General features: G+C 65.3%; 27 protein-coding genes. 13 read left to right on the forward strand and 14 right to left on the reverse strand.

Translation table 11 applies throughout. The annotated features are described in order from the left end of the window. Positions 1 to 8 precede the first annotated feature (8 nt). Together AC1RT8_RS12460 and AC1RT8_RS12465 are read left to right on the forward strand one after the other, a co-directional pair. Positions 9 to 272 carry a hypothetical protein gene (locus AC1RT8_RS12460; protein ID WP_493075965.1) on the forward strand — a complete coding sequence of 88 codons (264 nt, stop codon included), beginning with the start codon at positions 9 to 11 and terminating at the stop codon, positions 270 to 272. A 97-nt stretch (positions 273 to 369) separates the two neighbouring features. Further along, positions 370 to 2,445 carry a peptidase domain-containing ABC transporter gene (locus tag AC1RT8_RS12465; RefSeq protein ID WP_493075966.1) on the forward strand — a complete coding sequence of 692 codons (2,076 nt, stop codon included), beginning with the start codon at positions 370 to 372 and terminating at the stop codon, positions 2,443 to 2,445. A gap of 7 nt (positions 2,446 to 2,452) precedes the next feature. Here the strand turns inward: AC1RT8_RS12465 and AC1RT8_RS12470 are convergent, their stop codons facing one another. The 4 genes from AC1RT8_RS12470 to AC1RT8_RS12485 all read right to left on the reverse strand — a co-directional run bounded on the left by AC1RT8_RS12470 (position 2,453) and on the right by AC1RT8_RS12485 (position 6,243). Beyond that, a complete protein-coding gene (locus AC1RT8_RS12470; protein ID WP_493075967.1) occupies positions 2,453 to 3,151 on the reverse strand; it encodes a thioredoxin domain-containing protein in 699 nt (232 codons plus the stop codon). Between the two features lie 332 nt (positions 3,152 to 3,483). After that, complete coding sequence (locus tag AC1RT8_RS12475) at positions 3,484 to 4,149, reverse strand: hypothetical protein (RefSeq protein WP_493075968.1); 666 nt, start codon at positions 4,147 to 4,149, stop codon at positions 3,484 to 3,486. Positions 4,150 to 4,248: 99 nt separating this feature from the next. Further along, positions 4,249 to 5,169 carry a hypothetical protein gene (locus AC1RT8_RS12480; RefSeq protein ID WP_493075969.1) on the reverse strand — a complete coding sequence of 307 codons (921 nt, stop codon included), beginning with the start codon at positions 5,167 to 5,169 and terminating at the stop codon, positions 4,249 to 4,251. 474 nt (positions 5,170 to 5,643) lie between these two features. After that, positions 5,644 to 6,243 (reverse strand): HD domain-containing protein, encoded by a 600-nt coding sequence (locus tag AC1RT8_RS12485; protein WP_493075970.1) that lies wholly within the window; start codon positions 6,241 to 6,243, stop codon positions 5,644 to 5,646. Between the two features lie 360 nt (positions 6,244 to 6,603). Between AC1RT8_RS12485 and AC1RT8_RS12490 the strand changes: the two genes are divergently transcribed. The 4 genes from AC1RT8_RS12490 to AC1RT8_RS12505 all read left to right on the forward strand — a co-directional run bounded on the left by AC1RT8_RS12490 (position 6,604) and on the right by AC1RT8_RS12505 (position 10,006). Then, complete coding sequence (locus tag AC1RT8_RS12490; RefSeq protein ID WP_493075971.1) at positions 6,604 to 8,226, forward strand: MFS transporter; 1,623 nt, start codon at positions 6,604 to 6,606, stop codon at positions 8,224 to 8,226. 107 nt (positions 8,227 to 8,333) lie between these two features. Continuing rightward, a complete protein-coding gene (locus AC1RT8_RS12495; protein WP_493075972.1) occupies positions 8,334 to 8,603 on the forward strand; it encodes a CopG family ribbon-helix-helix protein in 270 nt (89 codons plus the stop codon). Then, a complete protein-coding gene (locus AC1RT8_RS12500; RefSeq protein ID WP_493075973.1) occupies positions 8,600 to 8,884 on the forward strand; it encodes a type II toxin-antitoxin system RelE/ParE family toxin in 285 nt (94 codons plus the stop codon). The genes AC1RT8_RS12495 and AC1RT8_RS12500 overlap by 4 nt, the downstream gene beginning before the upstream one ends. A 99-nt stretch (positions 8,885 to 8,983) precedes the next feature. After that, entirely contained in the window at positions 8,984 to 10,006 is a 1,023-nt protein-coding gene (locus tag AC1RT8_RS12505; protein ID WP_493075974.1) for an alanine racemase, read from the forward strand. Positions 10,007 to 10,158: 152 nt separating this feature from the next. Here the strand turns inward: AC1RT8_RS12505 and AC1RT8_RS12510 are convergent, their stop codons facing one another. Continuing rightward, positions 10,159 to 11,331 carry an acetyl-CoA C-acetyltransferase gene (locus AC1RT8_RS12510; protein ID WP_493075975.1) on the reverse strand — a complete coding sequence of 391 codons (1,173 nt, stop codon included), beginning with the start codon at positions 11,329 to 11,331 and terminating at the stop codon, positions 10,159 to 10,161. A gap of 34 nt (positions 11,332 to 11,365) precedes the next feature. Then, the gene (locus tag AC1RT8_RS12515) at positions 11,366 to 12,370 is read right to left on the reverse strand and encodes an alpha/beta fold hydrolase (RefSeq protein ID WP_493075976.1); all 1,005 of its coding nucleotides are present in this window, start codon (positions 12,368 to 12,370) and stop codon (positions 11,366 to 11,368) included. Positions 12,371 to 12,465: 95 nt separating this feature from the next. Here AC1RT8_RS12515 and phaR point away from each other — a divergent pair, with 95 nt between their 5' ends. Together phaR and AC1RT8_RS12525 are read left to right on the forward strand one after the other, a co-directional pair. Further along, positions 12,466 to 13,020, forward strand: a complete 555-nt coding sequence (gene phaR / locus AC1RT8_RS12520; protein ID WP_493075977.1) for a polyhydroxyalkanoate synthesis repressor PhaR — start codon at positions 12,466 to 12,468, stop codon at positions 13,018 to 13,020. A gap of 9 nt (positions 13,021 to 13,029) precedes the next feature. Then, positions 13,030 to 13,215 carry a hypothetical protein gene (locus AC1RT8_RS12525; protein ID WP_493075978.1) on the forward strand — a complete coding sequence of 62 codons (186 nt, stop codon included), beginning with the start codon at positions 13,030 to 13,032 and terminating at the stop codon, positions 13,213 to 13,215. 3 nt (positions 13,216 to 13,218) lie between these two features. Here AC1RT8_RS12525 and AC1RT8_RS12530 read toward each other — a convergent pair whose 3' ends face one another. The 3 genes from AC1RT8_RS12530 to AC1RT8_RS12540 form a co-directional block, all read right to left on the reverse strand. Next, positions 13,219 to 14,379, reverse strand: a complete 1,161-nt coding sequence (locus AC1RT8_RS12530; protein ID WP_493075979.1) for an aspartyl protease family protein — start codon at positions 14,377 to 14,379, stop codon at positions 13,219 to 13,221. Positions 14,380 to 14,432: 53 nt separating this feature from the next. Then, entirely contained in the window at positions 14,433 to 15,956 is a 1,524-nt protein-coding gene (locus AC1RT8_RS12535) for a TadA family conjugal transfer-associated ATPase (RefSeq protein ID WP_493075980.1), read from the reverse strand. 101 nt (positions 15,957 to 16,057) lie between these two features. Then, positions 16,058 to 16,789 carry a helix-turn-helix domain-containing protein gene (locus AC1RT8_RS12540; protein ID WP_493075982.1) on the reverse strand — a complete coding sequence of 244 codons (732 nt, stop codon included), beginning with the start codon at positions 16,787 to 16,789 and terminating at the stop codon, positions 16,058 to 16,060. Positions 16,790 to 16,874: 85 nt separating this feature from the next. Here AC1RT8_RS12540 and AC1RT8_RS12545 point away from each other — a divergent pair, with 85 nt between their 5' ends. Beyond that, positions 16,875 to 17,339, forward strand: coding sequence for a DUF6265 family protein (locus AC1RT8_RS12545; RefSeq protein WP_493075983.1), 465 nt, complete (start codon positions 16,875 to 16,877; stop codon positions 17,337 to 17,339). Here AC1RT8_RS12545 and AC1RT8_RS12550 read toward each other — a convergent pair whose 3' ends face one another. From AC1RT8_RS12550 to AC1RT8_RS12570, 5 genes are read right to left on the reverse strand one after another with little or no spacing between them, the layout of a single operon-like run. Beyond that, positions 17,340 to 17,594 (reverse strand): ATP synthase F1 subunit epsilon, encoded by a 255-nt coding sequence (locus AC1RT8_RS12550; RefSeq protein WP_493075984.1) that lies wholly within the window; start codon positions 17,592 to 17,594, stop codon positions 17,340 to 17,342. Between the two features lie 45 nt (positions 17,595 to 17,639). Next, positions 17,640 to 19,172 (reverse strand): F0F1 ATP synthase subunit beta, encoded by a 1,533-nt coding sequence (atpD, locus tag AC1RT8_RS12555; RefSeq protein ID WP_493075985.1) that lies wholly within the window; start codon positions 19,170 to 19,172, stop codon positions 17,640 to 17,642. Between the two features lie 24 nt (positions 19,173 to 19,196). Then, on the reverse strand, positions 19,197 to 20,075 hold the full coding sequence (locus tag AC1RT8_RS12560; RefSeq protein WP_493075986.1) for a F0F1 ATP synthase subunit gamma: 879 nt from the start codon (positions 20,073 to 20,075) through the stop codon (positions 19,197 to 19,199). A 13-nt stretch (positions 20,076 to 20,088) separates the two neighbouring features. Beyond that, positions 20,089 to 21,618 (reverse strand): F0F1 ATP synthase subunit alpha, encoded by a 1,530-nt coding sequence (gene atpA / locus AC1RT8_RS12565; RefSeq protein ID WP_493075987.1) that lies wholly within the window; start codon positions 21,616 to 21,618, stop codon positions 20,089 to 20,091. 29 nt (positions 21,619 to 21,647) lie between these two features. Continuing rightward, positions 21,648 to 22,202, reverse strand: coding sequence for a F0F1 ATP synthase subunit delta (locus AC1RT8_RS12570; protein ID WP_493075988.1), 555 nt, complete (start codon positions 22,200 to 22,202; stop codon positions 21,648 to 21,650). Between the two features lie 284 nt (positions 22,203 to 22,486). Between AC1RT8_RS12570 and AC1RT8_RS12575 the strand changes: the two genes are divergently transcribed. From AC1RT8_RS12575 to AC1RT8_RS12590, 4 genes are all read left to right on the forward strand, one after another. Beyond that, the gene (locus tag AC1RT8_RS12575; RefSeq protein ID WP_493075989.1) at positions 22,487 to 24,256 is read left to right on the forward strand and encodes a methyl-accepting chemotaxis protein; all 1,770 of its coding nucleotides are present in this window, start codon (positions 22,487 to 22,489) and stop codon (positions 24,254 to 24,256) included. An 87-nt stretch (positions 24,257 to 24,343) separates the two neighbouring features. Beyond that, positions 24,344 to 25,147, forward strand: coding sequence for an alpha/beta hydrolase (locus tag AC1RT8_RS12580; protein ID WP_493075990.1), 804 nt, complete (start codon positions 24,344 to 24,346; stop codon positions 25,145 to 25,147). A 69-nt stretch (positions 25,148 to 25,216) separates the two neighbouring features. Beyond that, positions 25,217 to 26,254, forward strand: a complete 1,038-nt coding sequence (ada, locus tag AC1RT8_RS12585) for a bifunctional DNA-binding transcriptional regulator/O6-methylguanine-DNA methyltransferase Ada (protein ID WP_493076129.1) — start codon at positions 25,217 to 25,219, stop codon at positions 26,252 to 26,254. Next, positions 26,251 to 26,721 carry a DUF1203 domain-containing protein gene (locus tag AC1RT8_RS12590; RefSeq protein WP_493075991.1) on the forward strand — a complete coding sequence of 157 codons (471 nt, stop codon included), beginning with the start codon at positions 26,251 to 26,253 and terminating at the stop codon, positions 26,719 to 26,721. The genes ada and AC1RT8_RS12590 overlap by 4 nt, the downstream gene beginning before the upstream one ends. Positions 26,722 to 26,774 lie beyond the last annotated feature (53 nt).

Raw genomic sequence — 26,774 nt, forward strand, 5'->3', positions numbered from 1 at the left:
GCGATATGATGGTGCGTGATCCGGAACGGGCGGAGGTCGCCGCCCCGCGGCCTTCTCAGCTGTTCAGGGCCGAAGTGCTCGATGGCCGCCGCGAGCGGACGGGCAGGGACCAGAGCATCGCGGAGGCCGTATCGTGGCGGTGGATCGCCGCCCTGATCCTCCTATCGTCGATCGAGATGCTCGCGTTCATCGCCTTGCTGTCCCATTACCCGGTCGGCGGGGATAAGACGATCTTCGGCCGTCACGAAGGCGCGACGACAGCGCCTCGATGACGCCCGGATGTTCCACACCGCGGGAGGAGTCTTCAGTCTGCCGGCATCGTTGAAATTTCCCGCGGCGCGACCGTGGCGGCGCCAGCGTATCCGGATGATGCGTCAGACCGAGGCGGGCGAATGCGCGCTGGCCTCGTTGGCGATGGTCGCCAGCTATTATCGCCAGGACATGGATCTCGCGGTGCTGCGGCGCCGGTTCCGGACGTCGATCAGGGGGAGCACGCTCCGCTCGCTGATGGACATGGCGAAGGCGATGGGGTTCGCGGCGCGCGCCCTTCAGGTGCCGCTGGAAGCCATTCCGGCGCTGTCATTGCCGGCGATCCTCCACTGGAACATGAACCACTTCGTCGTGGTCGAGCGTGCCGTCGGCAGGCAGCTTCTCGTGCACGACCCGGAGGGACGCACCAGATGGCTCTCGCTCGAAGATATCTCGCCGCATTTCACGGGCATCGCGCTTGAGCTGATCCCGGGGGACGATCCGGAGCCGATGCAGCCGCGCGAACCGATCAGGATCGCCGAGCTTTGCGCCGGTATTCCCGGCATCCGGCGCTCCCTGGCCCAGGTACTGATCCTCAGCATCCTGCTCGAAGCGTTCGGCTTGCTGTCGCCGATCTATATGCGGTTGGCGATCGACGTCGTGCTGCCGTCCCACAACCTGCAACTGCTGACGATCATCGCGATCGGCTTCGGGCTCCTGTCGCTCAATGCGTCCGTCACCTCGCTGCTGCGATCCTATGTCCTCGCCTCATCGAGCGCGACGATCGGGTTCGGGCTGTCTTCCAACGTTGCGCGACGGCTGTTGAGGCTTCCGATCGCGTGGTTCGAACGGCGGCATGTCGGCGATATCATGTCGCGGCTCCAGGCAACCGTGCCGATCCGGCAGTTCATCAGCGAGAGCGTGATAACGACGCTCATCGATGGCTGTCTTGCGATCATCAGTTTCGCCGTGATGCTCTTCTACAGCGTGACGCTGGCGGTCGTGGCCGCGACGGCGCTCCTGCTCGTCGTGGCGCTCCGCGCAGCCATGCTGAGGTCGCAGCGCAACGCCCAGGAGGAAGTCATCGCGGCGGCGAGCAAGGAACAATCGGTCATGATCGAGACGTTGCGCGGCATCACCGCGCTGCGGTTGTTCAACAAGGAGGACGATCGCCTGGCCTATTGGCAGAACAGACTGGCGGATTCGTCGCGTGCCAGCCTGTCGCTGTCGCGGATGAACGTCTGGCAGACCACGGTCAGCTCGGGCCTCCTGTCGCTCGAAACAATCGTCTCGACATGGATCGCGATCAACCTCGTTCTGGCAGGCGGCCTGAGCCTCGGCATGGTCTTCGCGTATCTGGCTTATAAGGGACAGTTCCTGAAACGGGGCACCTCGCTCGTCGACCAGGTCATGGCGCTGCGGATGCTCAGGCTCAACATCGATCAGCTCAGCGATATCGTCCGGGAAGATGAAGATCGCGGCTTCCGCGAGCCGGAAATGCCTGGCCGGCCGATGACCGGCCGGCTCGAGTTGCGCAACATCGGCTATCGCTATGCGCCGACCGATCCCGCCGTTCTGGTGGACGTCGATCTCTGTGTGGCGGCGGGGGAGCATATCGCGATCACCGGCCCGTCCGGCGGCGGCAAGACCACCCTGGTCAAGATCATCCTCGGCCTCGTCGAACCGAGTGACGGGGTTATCCTTGTCGATGGCGTGCCGCTGGAGCAGTTTGGAGCCAGGGTCTATCGCGAAAGGGTGGGGGCCGTGCTGCAGGGAGACAGCTTGTTCGCCGGATCGATCGCAGACAATATCGCCTTGTTCAGCGCGGTACGGGACATGGATCTCATCATGGCGTCCGCCAGGGCCGCAGCGATCGATGAAGAGATCGCGGCCATGCCCATGGGGTATGAGACGCTGGTCGGCGACATGGGGTCGGCGCTGTCCGGCGGCCAGAAACAGCGCGTGCTGCTTGCCCGCGCGCTCTACAAGGCGCCCGCGTTGCTGGTCGTCGATGAGGGGACGTCGCATCTCGACGAACGATGCGAGCGCGCCGTGAACGAAGCGATCAAGGCAATGGGCATCACCCGGATCGTCGTCGCTCACCGCCGGCAGACGATCGCGGCCGCCGACCGCGTGTTCCGCATGTCGGACGGTGTCCTTGTCGAGACGGGCGCGTCCCGGGCGACAGCCGATTAGATCCGGCTCAGGCGCCGGCTGCCACCAATTGCGCCTTGAGCTGGTCCCAGGAATTGACCGAGGTCGCGCGCGCGCCGTTGATCTCGATCAGCGGTGTGCCGGGAAAACCCGGCTTCCAGATGTCGCCTGCCATTTTCGACAAAAGTGTCGCGTCCCTCATATCGGCGAGGCAGGCGGCCTGGCGCGCCGGTGGCAATTGTCGTGCCGCGAAGAAGGTGTCGAGGCCGGTACTCCTGGCGATATCCGCCATTCTCACGGCGGTCGACTCCATCTGCGGGCCGGGATGGCTCCTCAGATAGGAATATCCTTTGCCGACCCATTCCTGCTGGGTGGCAAAGAGCGCCGGCAGCATGTTGAAATAGCCGTTCGGGCCTGCACAGCGGGCGAGCATGGTCGCGGTCAGGTCGACCGCGTCGCGCGTTGCGTGACGCACCTCGTAGCTGACCTTGCCGGTACGGATGTAATTGCGGGTCAATTCCGGGATCACGTTGGCTGCCAGGCGCGCGCAATGCGGGCAGGTCAGCGACAGATATTCGACGACCTTGACCTTCGCACGCGGATTGCCCTGGAGGAAAGTGCCGCCTGGCAGCCGCGTCGCAACCTGGCTCCAGTCACGTTCGGCAGGCGCAGCGCGCAGCTCGGCTCCCGGGACTGTGGCGATGACTGCCATCGGCGTCAGGACCAGCATGGCGATCGTTGCGCGCATCACGGCAGTCCGGCCGGCATGATCGATGTGACTGGAACCGGTATCCCCGGATCGTCCGATCCGTGCCCTGAGTTCCGATTCTGCCATGATCTGGAAGATGCCACAGCGCCGCTTCGCTTGTCGACGAACAATTCGACGCTGGTCGCTCATCCTCGAAAAAACTGCCGCAAAAGCGTGTGATCCTCGGTCAGAAGTCGCCCTGGTTGGCCCGCAATATTGCGATCGATCGAGCGAGGTTCCGTCGCGCTGACATCGAAGTGTACGCGACCGCATCAGGATCGTGCAGTCGCGAGATTATGTGCGGGGGCGGTGAGGGTAATAGCAATGTATTTTCACGCAGTAGCGGGCCATTCTGGGCGTTTCAGTTCTTTGCCGGAAAACATATCCCGAAAGAGAGACAGCCGCTCATCGAGGAAGGTCCGCATCATATCGCGATCTTCTGCGGATATCGTTACATCTCCTGGCCCAGGGTCCAACGCGCCTAGGTAGAGTTCGAGCCCTCGTAGGGTTCCTGTTACCGCCACAAGATTGCGGGCCAGCGATCGAGATCCTTGGTCGTCAAGTTCGTATACCGGAAAGCGATCTATCTCATTCGCAACGCCGACCATAGTCATTGCTGCGAATTTCAAAGACAAGGAGGTCGGTAAGAAGTTCGCCGATGTATGGTGATAGCTTTCTACGACTTCGTACCCGTTCGCCAAAAGTCTAGCCGCTGCCAGGCGCAATTGCCTCTTGCGGTGCCAAATTGGCGCGAATGCGGTGAAATAGGTGAGCAACAAGGTCAGCATCGCACCCAGAAACTGCGCCCAACCAGATAGTCCCTCGTGAGTTTCTAGCCAATTTATCAAGGAGTAATATCCAATTTTCGCGGTTTGTGGCATCCGTTTTGAGAAACGCCATGTGGATAAGCAATGCTCCAGCGTGAGGGCGTAATCTAAGTAATTTGCTGGGATATCGATGACAGTCCGTTGTTTTATTCCAGGTGGAAGTGCTATCAATGATGATCCATGTAGTAGATTATAGATGATATATAAAATTAATCGACATTTATGTAAAATTCGATTTATATGAAGATACGCAAGCGGTCGACATACCATCTAGGGCAAGATCTTCGATCCGCCGGGAAGGCGAGTTGCGGACGTGGTGGCTAGGATACGCTTCAGATCCTGAATCGCGCGCACGAACCCTTGGCAGTCCTCGTGTCGACTGAACATGAAGGCCTCGAGGAGGCCGCCGGACGCCTTCAGGTTGATCTCGCCGTAGAGCATGACTGGAAGTTCACGGTTATCCTTGAATCGACGATCACGGGTGCCGTTCTTGTTGGATTTGGCCCACACCTTGCCGACCAGTTTGGCGTCGCCCGGGATTCGCTCGGTCTCGGTGAATTGTACACCCGCGTAGCTTATGTCGAGTTCCTTTAGGTCAATCAGCGCGAAGTCCGAACGGGCGGTGTCCACCACGAGCACGAACCCGGGATAAAAATACGCTGTCGAGCGGCCATTTTGCACGGGAAGCGACAACGGACAGTCGGCTGTATCGACCAGCCGGTCGGACCGGCGAGTGAGGAGAGTCGAGCGACGATCGACGACTCCATTCGACATGCTCCGCGCCCGGACTCGATCAATTTGCTGCGACATTTGCAACACCCAGGATCCCTGTGACGTCGCGAGCTGATCGAATGCGTCGAGCATGCGTAGGTGCGGCTCGGCGACGGCGGATTCCATGTCGAAGCTGACGGAAACGCGCGATGCGGCGAGATTGTCCCGTAGCGTGGATATCTCGGTCTTGCGGAGCGCAACCGCGTGCGTTGCTTTCGCACGAACCGACTTCGAGACAACCGAAACTAGGCTTGACCACGCGAGCGCTCGCGCGGCCCAAGAGATCGCGTGCTGCATGCGAGCTTTCTTGATGTCGGCGTGTATCTCGCGCTCGCGTGCTTGGGTCGCGAGCAACAGCTCCTTAAACTGGCTAAGGCCGCTCGATGTCATGGCGGCAACGCTTCCGCCTCCGAAATCCACGCGAGTGCCTGGGATAAGATACCGTTCCGTTGGCAATGGGCCGGCGCTGCTGGGATCGCCGATGACGCGAAGGCCCCCGCTAGCCAGTGCTCGGTCGGTTCCGCGCGATTTCCAGTCGATTGTCGTCTCAAGCCCGGTCCGGCGAACAGCAATACGAACCGGCGGGACTGTGGTGATCTCACCTCGAAAGCGCGATGTCATCGACTCCCCCTTTATCATTGTCAGCGAAATATACAGACGAGATCAAAGAGTGCTAGTGATTGGCGCGGAAAGATATTCAGGGGCGGCGTAACAGCACTTTCTCCATTTGTGACGAGCGGCTCTCGTGTTACCGAATCTGGACACGATTCGGCAACTAACGGCCCGATCCAAGTCATTCGACGATCAGTCTTGGTGCACCATCTAGATCTTGTCGCAGGTTAATTGTGCGTTCTGTTGTAGGGTCAGACGCGTACTTTCGGGTTCGCGATGTGGTTAGAAGTCGCCGTAGCCGCCCCGAAGCTTCCTGATCGACTGAACAAGATTCCCCCGCGCCGCCGCCTCGAAGCGCCCACGACCCCAACCAGAGAAATACAAAACCTCCCGCGCCAGGAACCCCTCCAGAATAGCCGCGCGCCCAGCCCGGAACGCTGCCTCCGGCACCTCGCGATACTCATGCCGCACGCCCGCTTCATACGCATCGAAAACCGCCGGCGCCGCGCCGAGGATCGACAGGTCCATGTCGAGGAACATCGCCATGTCCGCCACCTCGTCGGCGGGCAGATCGGCAGGAATCTCGTGATGCGCGGTCGCTTCGATCAGGCGCAGCGTCCGGCCGAGCGTCGGTTCGGGCACGACACCCGTCAGCATCTCCGCCGCGAGCACGGCGCTGCGGCTTTCATTGTCCTTCCGGCGCGGTTCGTAGATCGCGTCGTGCAGCAGGATCGCGCAGCGCACTGCCTCGGCATCGTGCAGCACGTCTTCGACCTCGGCATGGAGCGCGAGCAACGCGAGCGGATGGCTCCAGCCATGATAGCCGCGGTCGGGGCCGGCATGCAGGCCGCGTATCTCGTCCATCATCGCGTCGCTCAGCATGGCTTTTCCCAGTCGTCCTGACGCGCTTTCGGTCAGGTTGATTTAGTTAAGTATATGATATAAAACGCAAATATTCCATTATCAATCCATGTCGAAAATGTCAGTAAACTCCCTGACATTTCCAACGCTGGAATGTCAGTAACCCCATGAAATTTCCAACGCCGAGGGCACCGGAAATGTCAGTGACCTGCATGACATTCCTGTCGAATACCCTTGATTCAACCACACCGCCGTACCGCCTAAACCAGCATCATGGCGAACGTCCGCGTCCTGCTTCTTTCTAATCGTCGGTTCTATATCCCGCCCATCTTGCCGCCCTCAGCAATCCCGCTAAACCTCCCCTCAAGGGGAGAAGCAAACATGGCCACGATCACGGCTGCCGATATGGCACCCGAACCCGGCGCGGCGCCCGAGCCGAGCCGGAAGGATATCCAGCTCGTCATCACCGCGTCGTCGCTCGGCACGATCTTCGAATGGTATGATTTCTTCATCTACGGCACCCTGGCCGCGTCCGGCATCATCGGCCGCGTCTTCTTCCCCGCCGGCAACGAGCTGGTCCAGACGCTCGCCGCCTGGGCGGTGTTCGCGGTCGGTTTCGGCTTCCGTCCGCTGGGCGCGATCCTGTTCGGTTTCCTCGGCGATAAATGGGGCCGCAAATACACCTTCCTCGTCACCATCACCCTGATGGGCGTCGCCACCGCCGGGGTCGGCCTGGTGCCCTCGGCCGCGTCGATCGGGCTCGCCGCGCCCTTCATCGTCATCTTCCTGCGCATCCTGCAGGGGCTGGCGCTGGGTGGCGAATATGGCGGTGCGGCGATCTATGTCGCGGAGCATAGCGGCAAGGGGAAAAGCGGCTTCTACACCAGCTTCATCCAGGCCAGCGTGGTCGGCGGCTTCATCCTCAGCCTGATCGTGGTGCTCCTGTCGAAGGGGCTGATGCCGGTCGAGGTCTGGGAAGGCTGGGGCTGGCGTTTCCCCTTCGTCTTCTCGCTGGCGCTGCTCGCCGTGTCTCTGTGGATGCGCCTGAAGCTCAACGAGAGCCCGGTGTTCAAGGCGATGAAGTCGGCCGGCGAAACCGCCAAGAATCCCTTCACCGAAAGCTTCACCTATCCCGGCAACCTCAAGCGGCTGTTCGTCGCCCTGTTCGGCATCTCCGCCGGGCTGACGGTGATCTGGTACACCGCGACCTTCACCGTCCTTTCCTTCCTCCAGACGACGATGCGGGTGAACGCCACCGCGGCGCAGCTCATCGTCGGGTTCGGCGCGACGCTCAGCCTGTTCTGGTTCATCTATTTCGGCCGCCTGTCCGACAAGGTCGGCCGCAAGACGCCGATCATCCTCGGTTACGCGATGACCCTGGTGCTGATCTTCCCGCTCTTCTGGATGATGGGCAGCGCAGCCAATCCGGAGCTGGCGCGCGCCGCGCGCCGCGCGCCGGTTGTCGTGTCCGGTCCCGCCTGCAACTATAACCCCTTCGCCGCGAAGCAGGCCGACAAATGCGGCGAGCTGCTCGACTATTTCTCGAAAAAGGGCGTCGCCTATACCAAGGCGCAGACCCCGGTGACCCTGGTCACCATCGGCGAGGTGCCGGTCGCCGATACCAGCCCGGCCGGCCTCGACTCGGCCCTGGCCAAGGCCGGCTACAATCTCGACAAGGTCGTGCCGACCGTGAAGAGCATCATCCTGATCATGCTCGCCATCATCGCGATGGGGGCGCTGTCGGGCATGACCTATGGCCCGGTCGCGGCCCTGCTGTCGGAGATGTTCCCGCCGCGCATCCGCTACAGCTCGATGTCGATCCCCTATCATATCGGCACCGGCTATTTCGGCGGATTCCTGCCGTTCATCGGCCAGTATATCGTCGCCCGGACCGGCGATCCCTATGCGGGGCTCTGGTACACCTTCGCCGTGGTCGCGATGGCTCTGGTGGTCACCGCGGTCGGCCTGCGCGAGACCAAGCCCGGCACAGCGAGCGCGGACTAGCCCTGAGCTTTCGGCAACATGTTCATCCGCCGGAGGTGAGGAGACGGGGCATTGCGAAGCTTCGGGAAGTGATTATATTCAAATCACTTTGATTTAAGGTGATTTGCATGACCGCAGAAACCAGAGTTCTGACCGCACATGTGCCGCTCGGTCTGGCGGACAAGGTCGATGCCATGGCATCCCGCTTGGATCGCTCGCGGGGTTGGGTCGTCAAACAGGCGCTCGCCGCATGGGTCGATCAGGAAGAAGAGCGCCACAGGATGACGCTCGAAGCCCTTGCGGATGTCGATGCGGGGCGGGTGATCGACCATCAAAGCATCCAGGCATGGGCGGATAGCCTGTCGACGGACCGACCGCTGCCGCCGCCTGCGGCGTGAGGATAGTCTGGACAGGCAGGGCGTCGGCGGATCTGGTGCGCCTGCACGCTTTTCTTGAACCCGTCGCACCGGACGCTGCGGCCCGTATCGTCCAGCAGCTTGCGCATGCCCCCGATCGTCTCGTCGATTTTCCCCGCATCGGTGAGAAACTGGATGCCTATGCGCCGCGCGAGGTCCGTCGCATCATCGTGGGAAACTATGAGTTGCGCTATGAGATTGCCGATCCGGTCATCTTCATCCTGCGGCTATGGCATAGCCGGGAGGATCGCAGGGGGGATTAGCGCCGTGTTCGATAGTGCTCGGGGAGGATCGACCCTCGGCCCGCACCCGCATCTCGATCGACCCTAGCGCAGCGCGAGGCAGCCCGCTAACCGCCGGGAATGACCGCCCCGCTACGCCTGCGCCTCGATGGCATCGCCCTTGCCGACAATTGGCGCACCCTCGCCGCGATGAGCGGCGGCGCGGCGTGCGGCGCGGCGGTGAAGGCGGACGGCTATGGCCTGGGCGCCATCGAGGTCGCGAAGCGGCTTGCGGCGGCGGGCTGCCGCGACTTCTTCGTCGCCACCTGGGCCGAGGCGGCGGCGCTCGCGCCGCTCGGTCTGCCGGTCACCGTGCTCCACGGCGTGCGCGACGAGGATATGGCGCTGGCCCTTGCCGGCATCGCCCGCCCCGCGCTCAATACCGCCCATCAGGTCGCGCGCTGGAAGGCGGCGGGCGGGGGGCTGTGCGATGTGATGATCGACACCGGCATGAACCGGCTCGGCCTGTCCGCCGACGATCTGCCGTTGCTCGAGGGCCTCGCGATCGAGACGCTGATGAGCCATCTTGCTTGCGCCGACGAGGACGTGCCGATGAACGAACGCCAGCGCGCCGCCCTTGTCGGGCTGGCCGGGCGGACGGGGGCGAAGCGGATGAGCCTCGCCAACTCGGCCGGTATCGGTCTCGGGTCCGATTATCGCTTCGATCTGACCCGCCCCGGCCTCGCACTTTATGGCGGTGTTCCGCGCGGCGAGCTGGCCGCGATCCGCCAGGTCGTGACGCCGGAGGCGCAGATCCTCCAGCGCCGCACTGTGCGGGCGAACCAGACGATCGGTTACAACGCCACCTGGACGGCCTGGGCCGATACCGAGGTGGCGATCCTCAATCTGGGCTATGCCGACGGGTATTTCCGGGGCTTCTCGAATACGGGCTCGGCGCGGTTCGAGGGGCAGGCGCTGCCCCTGCTCGGCCGCGTGTCGATGGACCTGATCGCGGTCAACGTCACCGCCGCCCCGCAGCTCGCCGAGGGCGACTGGCTCGCGCTGGACTATGCCCTGCCCGAAGCGTCGGCGCGCTCCGGCATGTCGCAATACGAACTGCTCACCAGCCTCGGCGACCGCTTCGAGCGCGTCTGGAGCGACTGACCGCTCCCCGCTTCCTCCCCGGCGGAGGCCGGGGTCCAGTCGGAATGGCCCATCGATCTATCGCTGAGCGTTGCCCAACTGGACCCCGGCCTCCGCCGGGGAAGGTGGTAGGATTGCGTGCGCGCCCCTCCCGCACGCGGGAGGGGAATAGATCACCGCTCGACGCACATGGCGATGCCCATGCCGCCGCCGATGCACAGCGTGGCCAGGCCCTTCTTCGCGTCGCGCTTGCCCATCTCGTACAGCAGGGTCGTCAGCACGCGTGCGCCGCTCGCGCCGATCGGGTGGCCGATCGCGATCGCGCCGCCATTGACGTTGACCTTCTCGGCATCCCAGCCCAGCTCCTTGCCGACCGACAGGGCCTGCGCCGCGAACGCTTCGTTCGCTTCGATCAGGTCGAGATCGGCAATGCTCCAGCCCGCCTTTTCCAGCGCGCGGCGGGTCGCCGGCACCGGGCCGATGCCCATGATCGACGGGTCGACCCCGGCCGAGGCCCAGCTCGCGATCCGCGCCAGGATGGTGCTCCCGCGCTGCTCGGCTTCCTCGCGGCTCATGATCACCAGAGCCGCCGCGCCGTCGTTCAGGCCGGATGCATTGGCGGCGGTGACGGTGCCGTCCTTCTTGAACGCCGGGCGCAGGCCCGACAGGCTCTCCAGCGTCACGCCAGCGCGGATATACTCATCGTCCGCCACCACGGTGTCGCCCTTGCGACCCTTGATCGTCACCGGCACGATCTCGTCCTTGAACCGGCCCGAAGAGCGCGCCGCATCGGCCAGGTTCTGCGAGCGCACCGCGAACACGTCCTGCATCTCGCGCGTCACCTGGTACTGCTCGGCCAGGTTCTCCGCCGTGATGCCCATGTGATAATTGTTGAACGCATCGGTCAGGCCGTCGCTGATCATCGTGTCGACCAGCGCGAGATTGCCCATCTTGGTGCCGCCGCGCAGGTTCTGCGCATGGGTCGAGAGCGACATGGATTCCTGCCCGCCGGCGACGACGATGCGCGAATCGCCGGTCGCGATCGCCTGTGCCGCCAGTGCGACCGCGCGCAGACCCGATCCGCAGACCTGGTTGATGCCCCAGGCCGGGATTTCCTTTGGCACGCCCGCCGCCATCGATGCCTGGCGCGCCGGGTTCTGGCCCTGCGCCGCGGTCAGCACCTGACCCAGGATCACTTCGGACACATCGGCCGCCTCGACGCCTGCCTGCGCCAGCGCCGCCTCGATCGCGATCCGGCCAAGCTCATGCGCCGGCGTCGCCCCGAAGGCGCCGAGGAAACTCCCGACCGGTGTGCGCTTGGCGGCGGTGATGACGATGTCCTGCATGAGTCGCGGCTCCCGTTGGAGAAGGATTTGGCGGCTATCTAGTCCCGGGGATCGCGCTTAGCCAGTCCGAGAGCGGCTCCCATAATTGCGACCGCCCGCCGCGCCCGACGATCATGCCGACATGCCCCGCGCCCAGGTCGCGCCGGTCGGGCAGATCGGCTGCGCTCCTGGCCGGCACGATCCGGTCGGTCATCGACACGAAGTCGACCGCCGGGCAGTCCAACCGAGCGGGGTCTGCGATCGTGCCGCCGACTCGCCAGCGCCCGGTGCCGGGCAAATCCGCGTCGATGAAGTCGTCGAACATCTGCTGGCCGGCGGCATAGGGCAGGGGGGCACCGGCATTCGCCCAATCCTCCATCGCGACGAAGGATCGTGCGGCGGCGCTCCCCGGCTCCATCGCGGCGAAGGCCTCGTACTTGGCGATGGTGCGCGCCGGGTCGAGTCGCCAGAATCCGGTCTGCAACACCTCCATCGGCACCAGCCCCATCGCCTCGCAAGCCGGTTGTGCGGCGCGCCAAAGCTCGGCGATATCGCCGCGTGCTGCATCGCCGAAGCCGGAAAAGCGCCAGGGTGCGGCGATCATCGCCAGCCCCGCAACCGGCGCGGCGCAGGCGGCGGCCAGCGCGATCGTCCCGCCCAGGCAATAACCGGCCAGCACCGGCGGTTGCTCGAACTTGGCGATCAATGGCAGCAGCAGCCGTTCGACATGCGCGGTCACATCCATGTCGCGCTCGGCCGGGCCGGGCGTGCCCCAGTCGAGCAGAAACGGCCTAAATCCTTGATCTGCCAGCCATTGCATCAGCGAATTGCCCGGCATCAGGTCGAGGATGAAGGGCGGGTTGATCAGCGAGGGGATCAGGATCACCGCGCGGCCGCGGCTGCCCTTCGCGCCGTAATCGCGCAATCGCGCGCGCCCCTTGCGGAACCGCGCGGGCGCCGGCCGGCGCGCCCGGCCACGCGGCGCATCCTGATAGGCGCGCAATCCGGCGAGCGCCGCGGCACGCCGTTCGGGCGATGCTGCAGTCTCGTTGCGCAGCATGTCCAGGAACAACGGAAGCGGGCGCGGACCGTGTTGCGGTGCAGTATGAAAGGGTGATACAGAAGGATCAAGCACTGGGTCGGGAGCCTTCTTTCATGAAGAAGCAGAATGCGGGCGACGGCCCGGTTATCATCAAGAAATACGCTAACCGGCGTCTCTATAACACCGAGACCTCGTCCTACATCACGCTCGAGCACCTCGCTGCGATGACTCGCGAAGGTCGCGACTTCAAGGTGGTCGACGCGAAGAGCGAAGAGGATATCACGCACAACATCCTGACCCAGATCATCATGGAGGAGGAATCGCGCGGGCAGACCATGCTCCCGGTGAACTTCCTGCGCCAGCTCATCGCGATGTACGGCGATTCGATGCAGCAGATGGTACCTGGCTATCTGGAGGCGTCGATGGACAGCTTCCGCCGCAACCAGGAGCAGTTCAAGTCGGCGGTCGAGGGTGCCTTCGCCAACTCGCCCTTCGCCGATCTCGCCAAGCGCAACATGGCGATGTTCGAGGCCGCGACCCAGGCGTTCAAGCCTGGTGCAAAGCCCGGCGACGCACCTGCGCCCGCCGCCAGCAAGGATGAAGAGATCGCTGCGCTCAAGGCCGAGCTCAGCCGGCTTCACGAGAAGATCGAGAAGCTCGGCGACTGATTGCGTCCGGTGGCGATACCGTTCTGGATCGGTGCGGGCGGTTCGCTCGCGCTGGCGATCGTCGCCGGGCTGGGCGACCGACGGCGCAAGCGGCGCGCCGATCTCGACTCGATCGGGCTGGTCGACTGGCCGACCGTCCAGGTGCTCGCGCTGATCGCCGCCGCGATCCTGGCCAGTATTGCCGCCAATAGCTGAGCGTCAGTAGAATATCGCGAGCGTCAGCTTCCGCTCGCCGCCGCCATCGCACAGCCCGAGCGTCACCGTCCGCCCTGCTTCTCCCGCCGGCCAGTCGCTCGCTGGCGGCGATCCTCCGTCGACCGAGCAGATCCGCTCCCCCGTATGCCAGCCCGACCTTTCCCCGGGGCCGCCTTTCATGACATGCAACACGACCAGCGCCTCGCCCTGCGCCTCGACCAGCAGCCCGCTGGTCGATCGCACCGGCGGCCTGTCCGCCTCCGGGCCGGGGCTGAGGATCATGTGCCCCGCCTTCGGATCGAGCAGCACATGATATCGCTTGAGGAAACCCGATCCGATCCGCCCTGCGACCCCGATCCGGTTCGAATAGCCGTCCGCCCGCTCGACATTCATGGCGACGTTCCGCGCGGTCAGCCCCCCCAGGGTCAGTTCGGGCAGTATCGCCAGGTCGGTGACGACGGGGCCGGCGAGCCCGTGGCTCATCGTCGTGGTCATGGGCGGCGCCAGCGCGCCATGCGGCCGCCAGGCATCGCCCGACAGGGCGATCGCGCCGCCGTCGCCGGTATCGATCACCATCGGCCGCACGCGAACGCCGTGAAGCTCCATCTCGGTGAGGTAGAAGCTCAGGTCGGTCCCGATGCGCAACGGCGCGCTCGCCCCGGGAAAGGGCATGCGGCCCGATTGCAGCAAGCGGAACCGTCGCGCCGGATAGTCGATGTCGAGCGCATAGCCGCCGACCAGGTCGATGCCGACCAGCATCTCGACCGAGTCGCCGCCGGTCGCCGCCTGCGCCAGATCGAGCACCGCCAGCTTGCCGCCGGTGCGGCGCAGCCCGCCGAAGCCGATCGACGCGGCATCGGCCCATTCGATCCCCACCGCGCCGCCGATTGCCGCGGCACTGCGCTCGCCGCGGGTTCTGAGCTTCATCCGGCGCGCATAGGCGCGGGAGATGGCGGTGACGCTGACGGCCGTGTCGAGCATCGCCGTCACCGGCCTGCCGTCGAATTCGAGCGTGAAACGGATTTGGTCCTGCGGCGTCAGCTCGAACGGCACCCACCGCGCCTCGGTGTCGCTGGCGAGGCTGAGCATGGGCGCCGGTACGGGCTTCTGCGCGAATGCCGGCACGGCCAGGAACGACAGGAGGAGGCCGGCGAGAAAACGCATCAACCTCACGATAGCCAAAGCCCTTCTCAGCGGAAGGCGGAAGGCGGAAAGCGTCAGAGACACGCCTCGAGATAGGCCTGGTCGAAGCCGAACTGCCGCGCCTTTTCCAGCGTGTAGGGGCGCAGGCCCATCGAGCGGTACTCGCCGATGATCTTGCCGTCGGCGCTCTCGTCGAGATACTCGAACTTGAACAGCTCCTGGGTGACGATCACCGGGCCTTCCATGCCGATCACCTCGGTCACATTGGTCACGCGGCGCGAACCATCGCGCAGGCGCTTCACCTGGATGATCATCTCGACCGAATCGGCGATCTGGCGGCTGATGGCTTCCTTCGGCACCTTGATGTCGGACATCATCACCATGTTCTCCATACGGGCGAGCGCCTCGCGCGGGGAGTTGGCGTGGAGCGTACACATCGAGCCGTCATGGCCCGTGTTCATGGCGGCGAGCATGTCGAAACACTCGCTGCCGCGGATTTCGCCGAGGATGATGCGGTCGGGACGCATACGCAGGGCGTTCTTGACGAGATCGCGGATGCTGATCTCGCCCTGGCCTTCGAGATTGGCCGGACGGGTTTCCAGCGGCAGCCAGTGCGGCTGCTGCAGGCGAAGTTCGGCCGCGTCCTCGATCGTCAGCACGCGCTCGCCCGGGTCGATCATCTTCGACAGGGCGTTGAGCATGGTGGTCTTGCCCGAGCCGGTACCGCCGGAGATCACCACGTTGAACCGGCAGGCGCCCGCGATCTTCAGCGCGGTCGCCATTTTCGGGCTCATCGAGCCGAAGCCGGCCATCATATCGAGCGTGATCGGCTTGGCCGAGAATTTACGAATCGAGATCGCGGTGCCGCGCAAGCTCAGCGGCGGCACGATCACGTTGACGCGGGAGCCGTCCTTCAACCGGGCATCGGCCAGCGGCGTGGTCTGGTCGACGCGGCGGCCGACCGAGTTGCAGATGCGCTGCGCGATCTGGAACAGATGCTCCTCGTCGCGGAACTGGATATGCGCCAACTCCAGCTTGCCCTTGCGCTCGACGAATGTCTGCTCCGGGCCGTTGACCATGATGTCCGACACGTTGGGATCGGCCAGCAATTCCTCGAGCGGCCCCAGGCCGAGCAGCTCGTCGACCAGCACCTTTTCCAGCGCGAACTGCTCGCGGCGGTTGAGCGTCAGTTTCAGCTCGGCGAGCACTTCGCCGATGATCGGGCGGAATTCCTCGGCCAGCTCGTCTTTGTTCAGGGTGGCGGCGGCTTCGGGATCGACTCGCTCGAGCAGGCGGGGAAGCACCTGCTCCTTGATCTTGTGGATCGAGGCCTCGAAGCCCTCGACCTTGCTGTTGCCGGCCTCGCCCGAGGCATTCTGCCGATCGGCCAGCCGCGCCAGCGCATCGGCGTTGTTGGGGTTGCCCGCGGGTGCTTCGGGTTCACCGGGAATGGGCAGGTTGGTGAGCGGCGGGAATTGTTCGCCGCCGGTGTCCGCCTCGCGCGGCGCGGCGCCGCCCTGCATCGGGCGGGCAACGCCGAATGCCGGACGGGCTCCGGGCCCGTTGGCCACTCCGGGACGACGCCCAAATGCACTCATGCCGATAGATCCCTCATGCTCGGGGACAGGCGTACCGCCCAAGGCTTGATAATTGACTAACCATTGCGCGGGATTGTCCGTAGCGCCCGATTGTTCGGGCTTCAGCGCTCACCGGTCAGGAAGGGCCCTTTCGCCTTCGCCCGCGCCGCGCGCGGGGCGGTCCGGGCGAGCAGGCGGAAATCGCGCGCCATATGCGCCTGATCGGCAAAGCCATGGCGTGCCGCCTGGTCGGCGAGGGAGGTCAGCGGCTCGGTAACGCCGGCCATGGCCCTGCGGAAGCGAATCAGCCGAAGATAGCTGCGCGGCGGCAGCCCGACGACGCGCTCGAACCAGCGTTGCACCATGCGGTGTCCGCAGCCGCTGGTGCGGACGATGTCGGCGACGCTGGCCGCGGCAAGGATATGTGCGCCGAGCGGCTGAGGTTTCGCCTCGGCGAACGCCTCGATCAGATACGGCACGATCCCCTCCGGGTCCTTGGGCAGCGCCCGCGCCGCATCGGTGTCGCCGAGCGCGATCCATCTGCCGGCAAAGGTCGCGCAGGGCAGGTCGCTCAGCATCGCCCAGGCCCAGGGCCACAGCCTGATCCCGATGAACCGCGCGTCACCGCTCATCCGGAAGCGCACTGGTACGAGGTTCAAGCCCGTCACGAACAGCGGCGGCTGCTCCTCGCCCCAGATCGACCGACCCTGGGTCCGCCGGATGATCTCGATACAGCCGTCGGGCGTCGCGTCCTGCGCGATCCAGTCGCTTGCGGCGCCCTCGCCCACGATCGTCCAGATCGCGGCGACCAGCCCGTTCAGCGCCGGCGGCAGGGGCAGTTCGGCATAATCCACGCGCAGTGCTATCCCATGTCGTGTCGGTTCAAGCCAGCATCCCGACTGGCGGCTATGCCGGGTCGACATGAAGAGGGAGGACAAGATGCGCCGGACGACCCTGTTGATCGCCACTCTGGCCCTGTGCGGAGGCGCCGCCATGGCGCAGCAGACGAAGCCTGTCGCAGAAGGCCCTCCCGGCTGGATGACCGGCTGCTGGATCGAGCAGAGCGGGCAGAAATGGACCGAGGAATGCTGGACGCCGCCCCGCGCCGGCACGATGCTCGGCTCGAACCGCGCCGGGGAAGGCGCGACGCTTCAGTCCTGGGAGGCTGCTCAGATATTCCCGGACGCCACGGGCAGGCTGACCTATTGGGCTTCGCCCGACGGCGGCACGCGCATCCCGTTCCCGCTCGCCTCGCGCACCGCGACGGAGCTGGTGTTCGCCAACCCGGCGCACGACTACCCGCAACGCATCCGCTATTGGCGGGACGGCGCGACGCTCAACGCGGAGATCTCAATGCTGGACGGCAGCAAGCCGATGCGCTGGACCTTCAGCGCAATGCGCTAGTTATTCGGCGCGCTCCGCAAGGACGGTCAGGCCGGCCGAGCTGACCTCGGCAAAGCCGCCCTCGATCGCGATCGTCTCGGGCTCGCCCTTTTCGGTGCGATAGATCGACAGCGCCCCGTCGCGGATCGTCGACATGACCGGCGCATGCCCTTCGAGCACGCCGAAATCGCCCTCGGAGCCGGGGACGACGACCATATAGACCTCCTCCGAACGGACGAGCTTTTCCGGGGTGACGAGTTCGAAGTGCAGCATCATTTTCTTCCTTAGCCCCTCCCCGTCGAGGGAGGGGCTTAAAGTAACTTACGCGTCCTGCGCCATCTTCTCGGCCTTGGCGATCGCTTCTTCGATGCCGCCGACCATGTAGAAAGCGCTCTCGGGCAGGTGATCATACTCGCCCTCGACCACTGCCTTGAAGCTCTTCACCGTATCCTCGAGCTGCACGAACTTGCCCGGGATGCCGGTGAAGACCTCGGCGACGTGGAACGGCTGCGACAGGAAGCGCTGGATTTTCCGCGCACGCGACACGGTGAGACGATCGTCTTCCGACAACTCGTCCATGCCGAGAATGGCGATGATGTCCTGCAGCGACTTGTACTTCTGCAGGGTCGACTGGACGGCGCGGGCAGTCTCGTAATGCTCCTGGCCGACGACGCGCGGCTCGAGCACGCGCGAGGTGGAGTCGAGCGGATCGACCGCCGGGTAGATGCCGAGCTCCGAGATCGCGCGGTTGAGCACGGTCGTCGCGTCCAGATGGGCGAAGGACGTGGCCGGCGCCGGATCGGTAAGATCGTCGGCAGGAACGTAGATCGCCTGCACCGAGGTGATCGACCCCTTGTTGGTCGAGGTGATGCGCTCCTGCAGCGCGCCCATGTCGGTCGACAGGGTCGGCTGATAGCCCACGGCCGACGGAATACGGCCGAGCAGCGCCGACACTTCCGAACCCGCCTGGGTGAAGCGGAAGATGTTGTCGACGAAGAACAGCACGTCCTGGCCTTCGACGTCGCGGAAATATTCGGCGATCGTCAGACCCGACAGCGCGACGCGGGCGCGGGCGCCCGGCGGCTCGTTCATCTGGCCGTATACCAGCGCGACCTTCGAACCCTCGGACTGCGGATTGCCGTCGGCATCCTTGGCGATAACGCCCGCGTCGAGGAACTCGTGATAGAGATCGTTGCCCTCGCGGGTCCGCTCGCCGACGCCCGCGAACACCGAGGTGCCGCCGTGCCCCTTGGCGATGTTGTTGATCAGTTCCTGGATGAGCACGGTCTTGCCCACGCCGGCGCCGCCGAACAGGCCGATCTTGCCGCCCTTCGCGTAAGGCGCGAGCAGGTCGATGACCTTGATGCCGGTGACCAGAATGGCGCTCTCGGTCGACTGGTCGACGAACAAAGGTGCCGAGGCATGGATCGGGGCAGTCTCGGTGTGGCCGACCGGGCCGCGCTCGTCGATCGGCTCGCCGATGACGTTCAGGATGCGGCCGAGCGTCTTCGGGCCGACCGGCACGCGGATCTGCGATCCGGTGTCGGTCACGGTCTGGCCGCGGGTCAGGCCCTCGGTTGCGTCCATCGCGATGGTGCGAACCGTGTTCTCGCCGAGATGCTGGGCAACTTCGAGCACGAGGCGGTTGCCGTTATTGTCGGTCTCGAGCGCCGAAAGGATCGCCGGCAGGCTGCCCTGCGGGAAGGCGACGTCGACGACGGCGCCGATGACCTGGCTGATGCGGCCGACATTGTTCGTCGTCGCGACGGTCGCGGCGACCGTCGTCTCCGGAGCGGCTGCCTTGGGCGCGCGCTTGGCGGCGGGCTTCTTGGTGGTCGGGGCTGCGGTTGCCATTGTCTATTCCTTGCTTCGAACTGCTTAGAGCGCTTCGGCGCCAGAGATGATTTCGACCAGTTCCGTGGTGATCGCGGCCTGGCGGGTGCGGTTGTACTGGATCGTCAGCTTGTTGATCATGTCGCCGGCGTTGCGCGTGGCATTGTCCATCGCGGTCATGCGGCTGCCCTGCTCGGACGCTGCGTTCTCGAGCAGCGCGCGGAACACCTGGATCGCGACGTTGCGCGGCAGCAGGTCGGCCAGGATCGATTCCTCGTCCGGCTCATATTCGACCGCGGCGCCACCATCGTCGACCGGCGCGGCATTGACGTCGATCGCGACCGGGATGATCTGGCGGCCGATCGGCTCCTGCACCAGCGCCGACTGGAAGCGGGCATAAAAAAGATGGGCGACATCGAACTCGCCTGCCTCGAAGCGGGCGATCACGTCATCGGCCACCGCACGGGCATCGGCGAACGCGACCCGCTTGATATGGCCCATCTCATGATCGGCAACGACCAGCTTCGGGTAAAAGCGCTTCAGCACGCGCCCCTTCTTGCCGGCGATGTAGATCTTGACGGTCTTGCCCTGCTCGATCAGCTCCTCGGCCTTGCGGCGCGCGGCGCGGACGATGTTGGTGTTGAACGCGCCGGCCAGGCCACGCTCCGACGTCGCGACGATCAGCAGGTGAGTCTGGTCCTTGCCGGTGCCGGCGAGCAGCTTGGGCGAGGATTCGCTGACGCTCACCTTGGCGGCGAGGCTGGCCATCACCTTTTCGAGCCGCTCGGCATAGGGGCGGCCGGCGACGGCCGCTTCCTGCGCACGGCGCAGCTTCGCGGCGGCGACCATCTTCATCGCCTTGGTGATCTTCTGCGTCGACTTCACCGAGCCGATGCGGATCTTCAGTGCCTTGAGGCTGGCCATCTGGCGCCCTTACTTACGCGAAGGTCTTGGCGAAGGCGTCGAGCGCAGCCTTGAGCTTGCCCTTGGCCTCGTCACCCAGATCCTTGGTGTCGCGGATCAGGCCGAGCACATCGGCATGGTTCGCGCGCAAATCGGCGAGCATCGCGGCTTCGTAGCGAACGACGTCCTGCACCGCGACGGCGTCCAGATAGCCGTTGGTGCCGGCGAAGATCGACGCCGTCTGCTCCTCGAACGGCAGCGGGCTGAACTGGGGCTGCTTGAGCAATTCGGTCAGGCGGGCGCCGCGATTCAGCAGCTTCTGGGTCGAGGCATCGAGGTCCGAACCGAACTGAGCGAACGCCGCCATCTCGCGATACTGGGCCAGCTCGAGCTTGATCGAGCCCGACACCTTCTTCATCGCCTTGGTCTGCGCGGCGGAACCGACGCGGCTGACCGAGAGGCCGACGTTGATCGCGGGGCGGATGCCGGCGAAGAACAGGTCGGTTTCGAGGAAGATCTGGCCGTCGGTGATCGAGATCACGTTGGTCGGGATGTAGGCGGACACGTCGCCGGCCTGAGTCTCGATGATCGGCAGCGCGGTCAGCGAGCCCGAGCCATTGTCCTTGTTCATCTTCGCGGCGCGCTCGAGCAGGCGCGAGTGGAGATAGAACACGTCGCCGGGATAGGCTTCGCGGCCCGGCGGGCGGCGCAGCAGCAGCGACATCTGGCGGTACGCGACGGCCTGCTTCGACAGATCGTCGAACACGATCAGCGCGTGCATGCCGTTGTCACGGAAATACTCGCCCATCGCGGTGCCGGTGTACGGCGCGAGGAACTGCAGCGGGGCAGGGTCGGACGCGGTCGCCGCGACGACGATGGAATAGTCCATCGCGCCATTCTCGGTCAGCGTGCGGACAAGCTGCGCCACGGTCGAGCGCTTCTGGCCGACCGCGACATAGATGCAATAGAGCTTCTTCGACTCGTCGTCGCCGGCGTTGACCGTCTTCTGGTTGATGAAGGTGTCGATCGCGACGGCCGATTTGCCGGTCTGGCGATCGCCGATGATCAGCTCACGCTGGCCACGGCCGACGGGGACGAGGGCGTCGATCGCCTTCAGGCCGGTCTGCACGGGCTCGTGCACCGAGGTGCGCGGGATGATGCCCGGGGCCTTCACTTCGACGCGGCTGCGCTCGGTCGTCTCGATCGGGCCCTTGCCGTCGATCGGGTTGCCGAGGCCGTCGACCACGCGACCGAGCAGCGCCTTGCCGATCGGAACGTCGACGATCGTGCCGGTGCGCTTGACGACGTCGCCTTCCTTGATCTCCGAGTCAGACCCGAAGATCACGACGCCGACATTGTCGGCCTCGAGGTTGAGCGCCATGCCCTGCACGCCGTTCGAGAATTCGACCATCTCGCCGGCCTGGACATTGTCCAGCCCGTGAATGCGCGCGATGCCGTCGCCGACCGACAGCACCTGGCCGGTTTCGGAGACCTGGGCCTCGGTACCGAACGAAGCGATCTGGTCCTTGATGACCTTCGAGATTTCAGCGGCGCGGATATCCATTGTCAGCCTTTCCCAACAGCTTGGAGCTGTCAGCCTTTCATTGCGTGCGCGAGAGTGTTGAGACGGGTCTTGATCGAGCTATCGATCATCTGCGAACCGATCTTCACGACCAGCCCGCCAAGCAGGGCGGGGTCGACCGACAGGTCGACGGAAACCTCACGGCCGATCCGGGTGCGCAGCTGCTGCTTGAGCGCGTCGACCTGGGCGGCGGAAAGCGGATGGGCCGACGTCACTTCGGCCTTGGTCTCGCCGCGATGATTGGCGGCGAGCGAGCGGAAGGCGCGGATGATCGCAGGTAGCTGCGACAGGCGGCGATTCTCGGCAAGCACGCCCAGGAAGTTCTTGGTCGTGCCATCAATGCCGATCGACGCGGCGACCGCAGCCACGGCCTTGGCCGCGTCCTGACGCGAGACGAGCGGGCTGGCGACGAGCCGGGCGAACTCGGGCGATTGCTCGAGCGCGGCACGCACATCGGCGAGGCTCGCCTCGACGGCGTCGATCGTCTTTGAATCGCGGGCAAGCTCGAACAATGCGGTGGCGTAGCGACCGCTTAAGCTTGCTTGAATACCGCCGGATGTCTCCACGCGATCGAAATCCTCGTTTGAAACTGTTTGCGACCCATACGAAAAGGGAGGCCGGAATCGGCCCCCCTGATGGGTCGCCGCGCGGTTAGCATCGGGTTGCACGGGATGCAACCCGAGTCCGACCCGCCGCCTTGAGCCTGTCTATAGGATATAGGCCTTATTTGGTCATATGCGGCATTGCCCGCACGGACATGATTTTGTGTCCGTAAGGATTCTTTCCCGGTTTCATGTAACTGTAACAATCAGTTAACCATCCATTCGTGCCTTGCTCCCATAGCGGCACAATGCCTCGCCCAGACATCGCCGCCATCCTTTCAACCCTCAAACAGCTCGCCGCATGGCGTGGATCGGGGCGGGGCAGCATCCGCGCCCAGCTTCGCCGCATCGTCTGGAGCCTGCTCGGCATTCAGGCGCTGCTCGCTATCGCGCTGATCGGCACCACGATCAGCACCAGCCACGGCGTGCGATCGCTCGTGCTCGACCGGCTCGATCCGATCGGGGAATTGCAGCGGGTCAATGACAGCTATGTCACCGCCCTGCTCACCGCGCAGAAGGTGCAGAGCGGCAACCTCTCGGCCGACAGCGCGATCAGTGCGATCGAGGAAGCGCGCGCCACCATCCGCAGCAGCTGGCGGTCCTTTTCGGGCCAGGCGCTCGACGCGCGCCGCGGCGTCGCCGTCGCGCAGGTCGCCGACGCCCGCCGCGACGCCGATGCGGCGATCGTGCGGCTGCTCGATCTCCTGCGCAGCCGCCGCGTCGACCAGCTCGATTTCTTCGTCAGTGGTGCGCTCTATGCCGCGATCGATCCGCTCACGGTCGCCAGCAACGGGCTGATCGACGATCTTCGGGCGGATGCCGCGCATGAACGGGCTGCGCTCGAACGCGGCTTTGCGACGACCTATCTCATGGTCGCCTTCGTAACGTTGCTCGCCGCGCTGATCGGCTGGTGGGGCATGCGCATGCTGACGCTGCGGATCGAACAGCCGCTCGCCGAGATTGCGGTCGCGACTGGCGACATCACGCTCGAGCGCGACGATACGCCGATCCCCGGCCTCGACCGCACCGACGAGATCGGCGAGATCGCCCGCGCATTGGCTTTTGCGCGCAAGCGCTCGCGCGATGCGCGCCGGCTGAGCGACGAATCGCACCGCGCCAATGAAGCGCTTCACCGCCGCCAGGTCGCCGAGCATGAGGCGCGGGCGAAACGCGCCGCCGATCTCGATGCGCTGTTTGCGGTCTTCGAGCGCGAGGTCGGCCTTGTCGTAAGCGAACTCATCTCGGCTGGCCCCGCGCTGCGCGAGACGGCGAACGCCATGTCGGGCGAGGCGGGCACCACCGAGCATCATGCCCTCGCGACCGCGGCGCTGGCCGAACAGAGTGCGTCGAGCGCCCGCACCATCGCTCAGTCCGGCGCCGCGCTCGCCGGGGCGATCGAGCGCATCAGCGATGAGGCGCATGAGTCGAAAACCGGCGCGGCGGATGTCCGGGCGCGCACGCTCGAAGGCCGCGCCCATGCCGAATCGCTCGGCGTGCTGGTCGGCGAGATCGCCGGCGTGCTTGACCTGATCTCCCAGATCGCCGGGCAGACCAATCTGCTCGCATTGAACGCAACGATCGAGGCGGCGCGCGCCGGCGATGCCGGCCGCGGCTTCGCCGTTGTCGCCGACGAGGTGAAGGGCCTTGCGCGGCAGACCCAGGTGGCCGCGGGCCGGATCGAATCGCGCCTCGCCGCCGTCTCGCGCGCGAGTGATACGGTGCTGGAGACGATCCAGTCGGTGGATTCGCTCGCCGCGGATCTCGATCGTTCGGCCGCCAATGTCGCCGGCGCGGTCGAGCAGCAACGCGACATGACCCGCCGCATCGCCGCCGCCATCGCCGAAGTGGAAGGCGGCACCGCCGATGCGGCCGCCAATATGCAGATGCTGCGCGAACGCGCCGAACGCTCGCGCCGCAGCGCCGAGGACATGGCCCGCACTGCCGAGGCGGTGGCGGGCGGAGTCGAGACGCTGCGCAGCCGGATCAACCGCCTGATGGACGATGTGCGGGTGGCGTGAGAATGGGCTTCGCCGGGCGTTGCGCGAGCGGTAGAGAAGGGCAGGAGGCGGCATGACAGGCATGGCGGAAAAGGCGAGGAACGGCGTTTGATCGCGCTCGGCAAAGTCGCGCTCTGGATCGGCGGGGCGGCGCTCTTTATCTATCTGGTGCTGATCGGCGCGCTTTTCTGGTTCCAGCGCGACTTCTTCTATCCGGCGCCAAAGACAGTCGTCGCCAGACCCGAGACCGGATTCGAGGATATCCGCATCACCACCGCCGACGGCCTGACTTTGCGCGCCTTTTATCGGCCCGCCCGGGCGGGACTGCCCACCCTGGTCTTCTTCCACGGCAATGCGAGCGATCTGGAAGGCGGCGAATACGCCACGCGCAACCTCGCCACGCAGGGCTACGGCGTGATGCTGCCGGAATATCGCGGCTATGGCGGCAATCCCGGATCGCCGGACGAGCAGGGCCTGTACCGCGACGGCGCGGCAGCGCTGTCGTGGCTGGCGGCAAAGGGAGTGCCGCATGGCCGGGTCGTAGCCATCGGTAATTCGCTGGGATCGGGAATCGCGACCGAAATTGCCTTGCGCCACCGGCTGGCGGGGTTGGTGTTGATCTCAGGTTTCGCCAGCCTCGACCGCGTTGCGCGGGAACATTATCCCTTCGTTCCAGCGCGGCTGCTGGTGCTCGATCGTTACGACAATCTGGCGAAGCTTCCGGCCATCACCTGCCCGATTCTGCTGCTGCACGGCACGGCCGATACCGTAGCGTCGGCCGCCAACAGCCAAGCTCTGGCCAGGGCGCAGCCTGCGGCCAGGCTCCAGCTTGTCCCCGGCGTGGGGCACGAACTCGCCTTTCTCGACATTGCACAGTTGAAGGCCCTGCAATGGCTCCGGTCGAATGAATGAGAACGGCGCCATTCTTTTGAGCGCAAGCCTCGGGATGTGGCGGGCATTGGGGGCGCCTATATCGGCATCATGACACAGCAACTCGCCATTGACGCCGATACCGCCTGGGCCGCCTTCGAACGGCGCGACCGGGCCTATGACGGCCATTTCGTCGGTGCGGTCACCTCGACCGGCATCTATTGCAAGCCGAGCTGCCCCGCGCGGCACCCGAAGCGGGAGAATGTCCTGTTCTACCGCGATGGCGCCGAGGCACGCGAGGCAGGGTTCCGCGCCTGTCTGCGCTGCAAGCCCGACGAGGTCGGCCGCGACCGGGTCGCGGTTGCGCGGGCGGTCGCCCTGATCGAGGCGGACGAGGACGGCATCGGGCTCGAGGAACTCGCCGCCCGGGTCGGCTATGCGCCGCATCATTTCCACCGCCTGTTCAAGCGCGCGACCGGCGTGACCCCCGCCGCCTATGCCCGTGGCCTGAAGGCGCAGCGTGCGGCCAAGGCGCTGATCGACGAGGATAGCGTGACCCAGGCGATCTATGAGGCAGGTTATTCCGCCCCGAGCCGTTTCTATGAAGGCGGCGCCAAGCGGCTCGGCATGACGCCGAGCGCGTGGCGCAAGGGTGGGGCAGGGGTGACGATCCGCTGGACCATCGCCGACACCAGCCTCGGCCCGATGCTCGTCGCCGCGACCGACAAGGGCCTGTGCCGCGTATCGTTCGACGAAGGCGAGCAGGCGTTGAAGGAGCGTTTCCCCAAGGCCGAGATCGTGCCCGGCGGGGCGGCATTGGCCGATCTGGCGGCGCGGGTCGTCGCCAGCGTCGAATCGCCCGATCGTCACCATGACCTGCCGCTCGACGTTCAGGGTACCGCTTTTCAGGAGGCGGTGTGGCAGGCGCTCCGCGCCATCCCGGCGGGGGAGACGCGCAGCTATAGCGAACTGGCGGCAATCGCAGGCAACCCGAAGGCGGTCCGCGCGGCGGGCACTGCCTGCGGCCACAACCAGGTCGCGGTCGTCATCCCCTGTCACCGCGCCCAGCGCAGTGACGGGACGCTCGGCGGCTATGCGTACGGGCTCGACCGCAAGGCCGTGCTGCTCAAGCGGGAGGGCGTGGCATGAGCGGCTTCGCCATCACCGGGCTCGATCCGGCGCCCTTCATGCCGCTTTATGGCTTCAACGATGCCGAACTCGCCGGCCTTGGCGTGATCCGCATGCCGGTCGATGCGAAGCCCGGCTTTCCCTGCCGCGTCTCGCTCGAGGATGCCATGCCGGGCGAGCATGTGCTGCTGCTCAACTATGAGCATCTGCCGGTCGCCTCGCCCTATCGCCAGCGCCACGCGATCTTCGTGCGCGACGGGGCGACCGAGGCGGCGCGGTTCGAGAACGAGGTGCCCGAACAGCTTGCGATCCGCACCTTGTCGGTCCGTGCCTATGATGCGAATGGCATGATGACCGATGCCGATCTCACCGAAGGCCGCGACCTGCCGGTGCTGATCGACCGCTTCTTCGCCGATCCGGCAGTCGCCTGGCTTCACGCGCACAATGCCAAGCGCGGCTGCTTTGCCGCCAGGATCGACCGCGTCTGATTTTGCGTCGGGCCGCGAGCCGGTCTAGGCTTCCCTCATAATCGAGGGGGACT

It is taken from the genome of Sphingomonas sp. GW821-FHT10F11 (assembly GCF_058809095.1).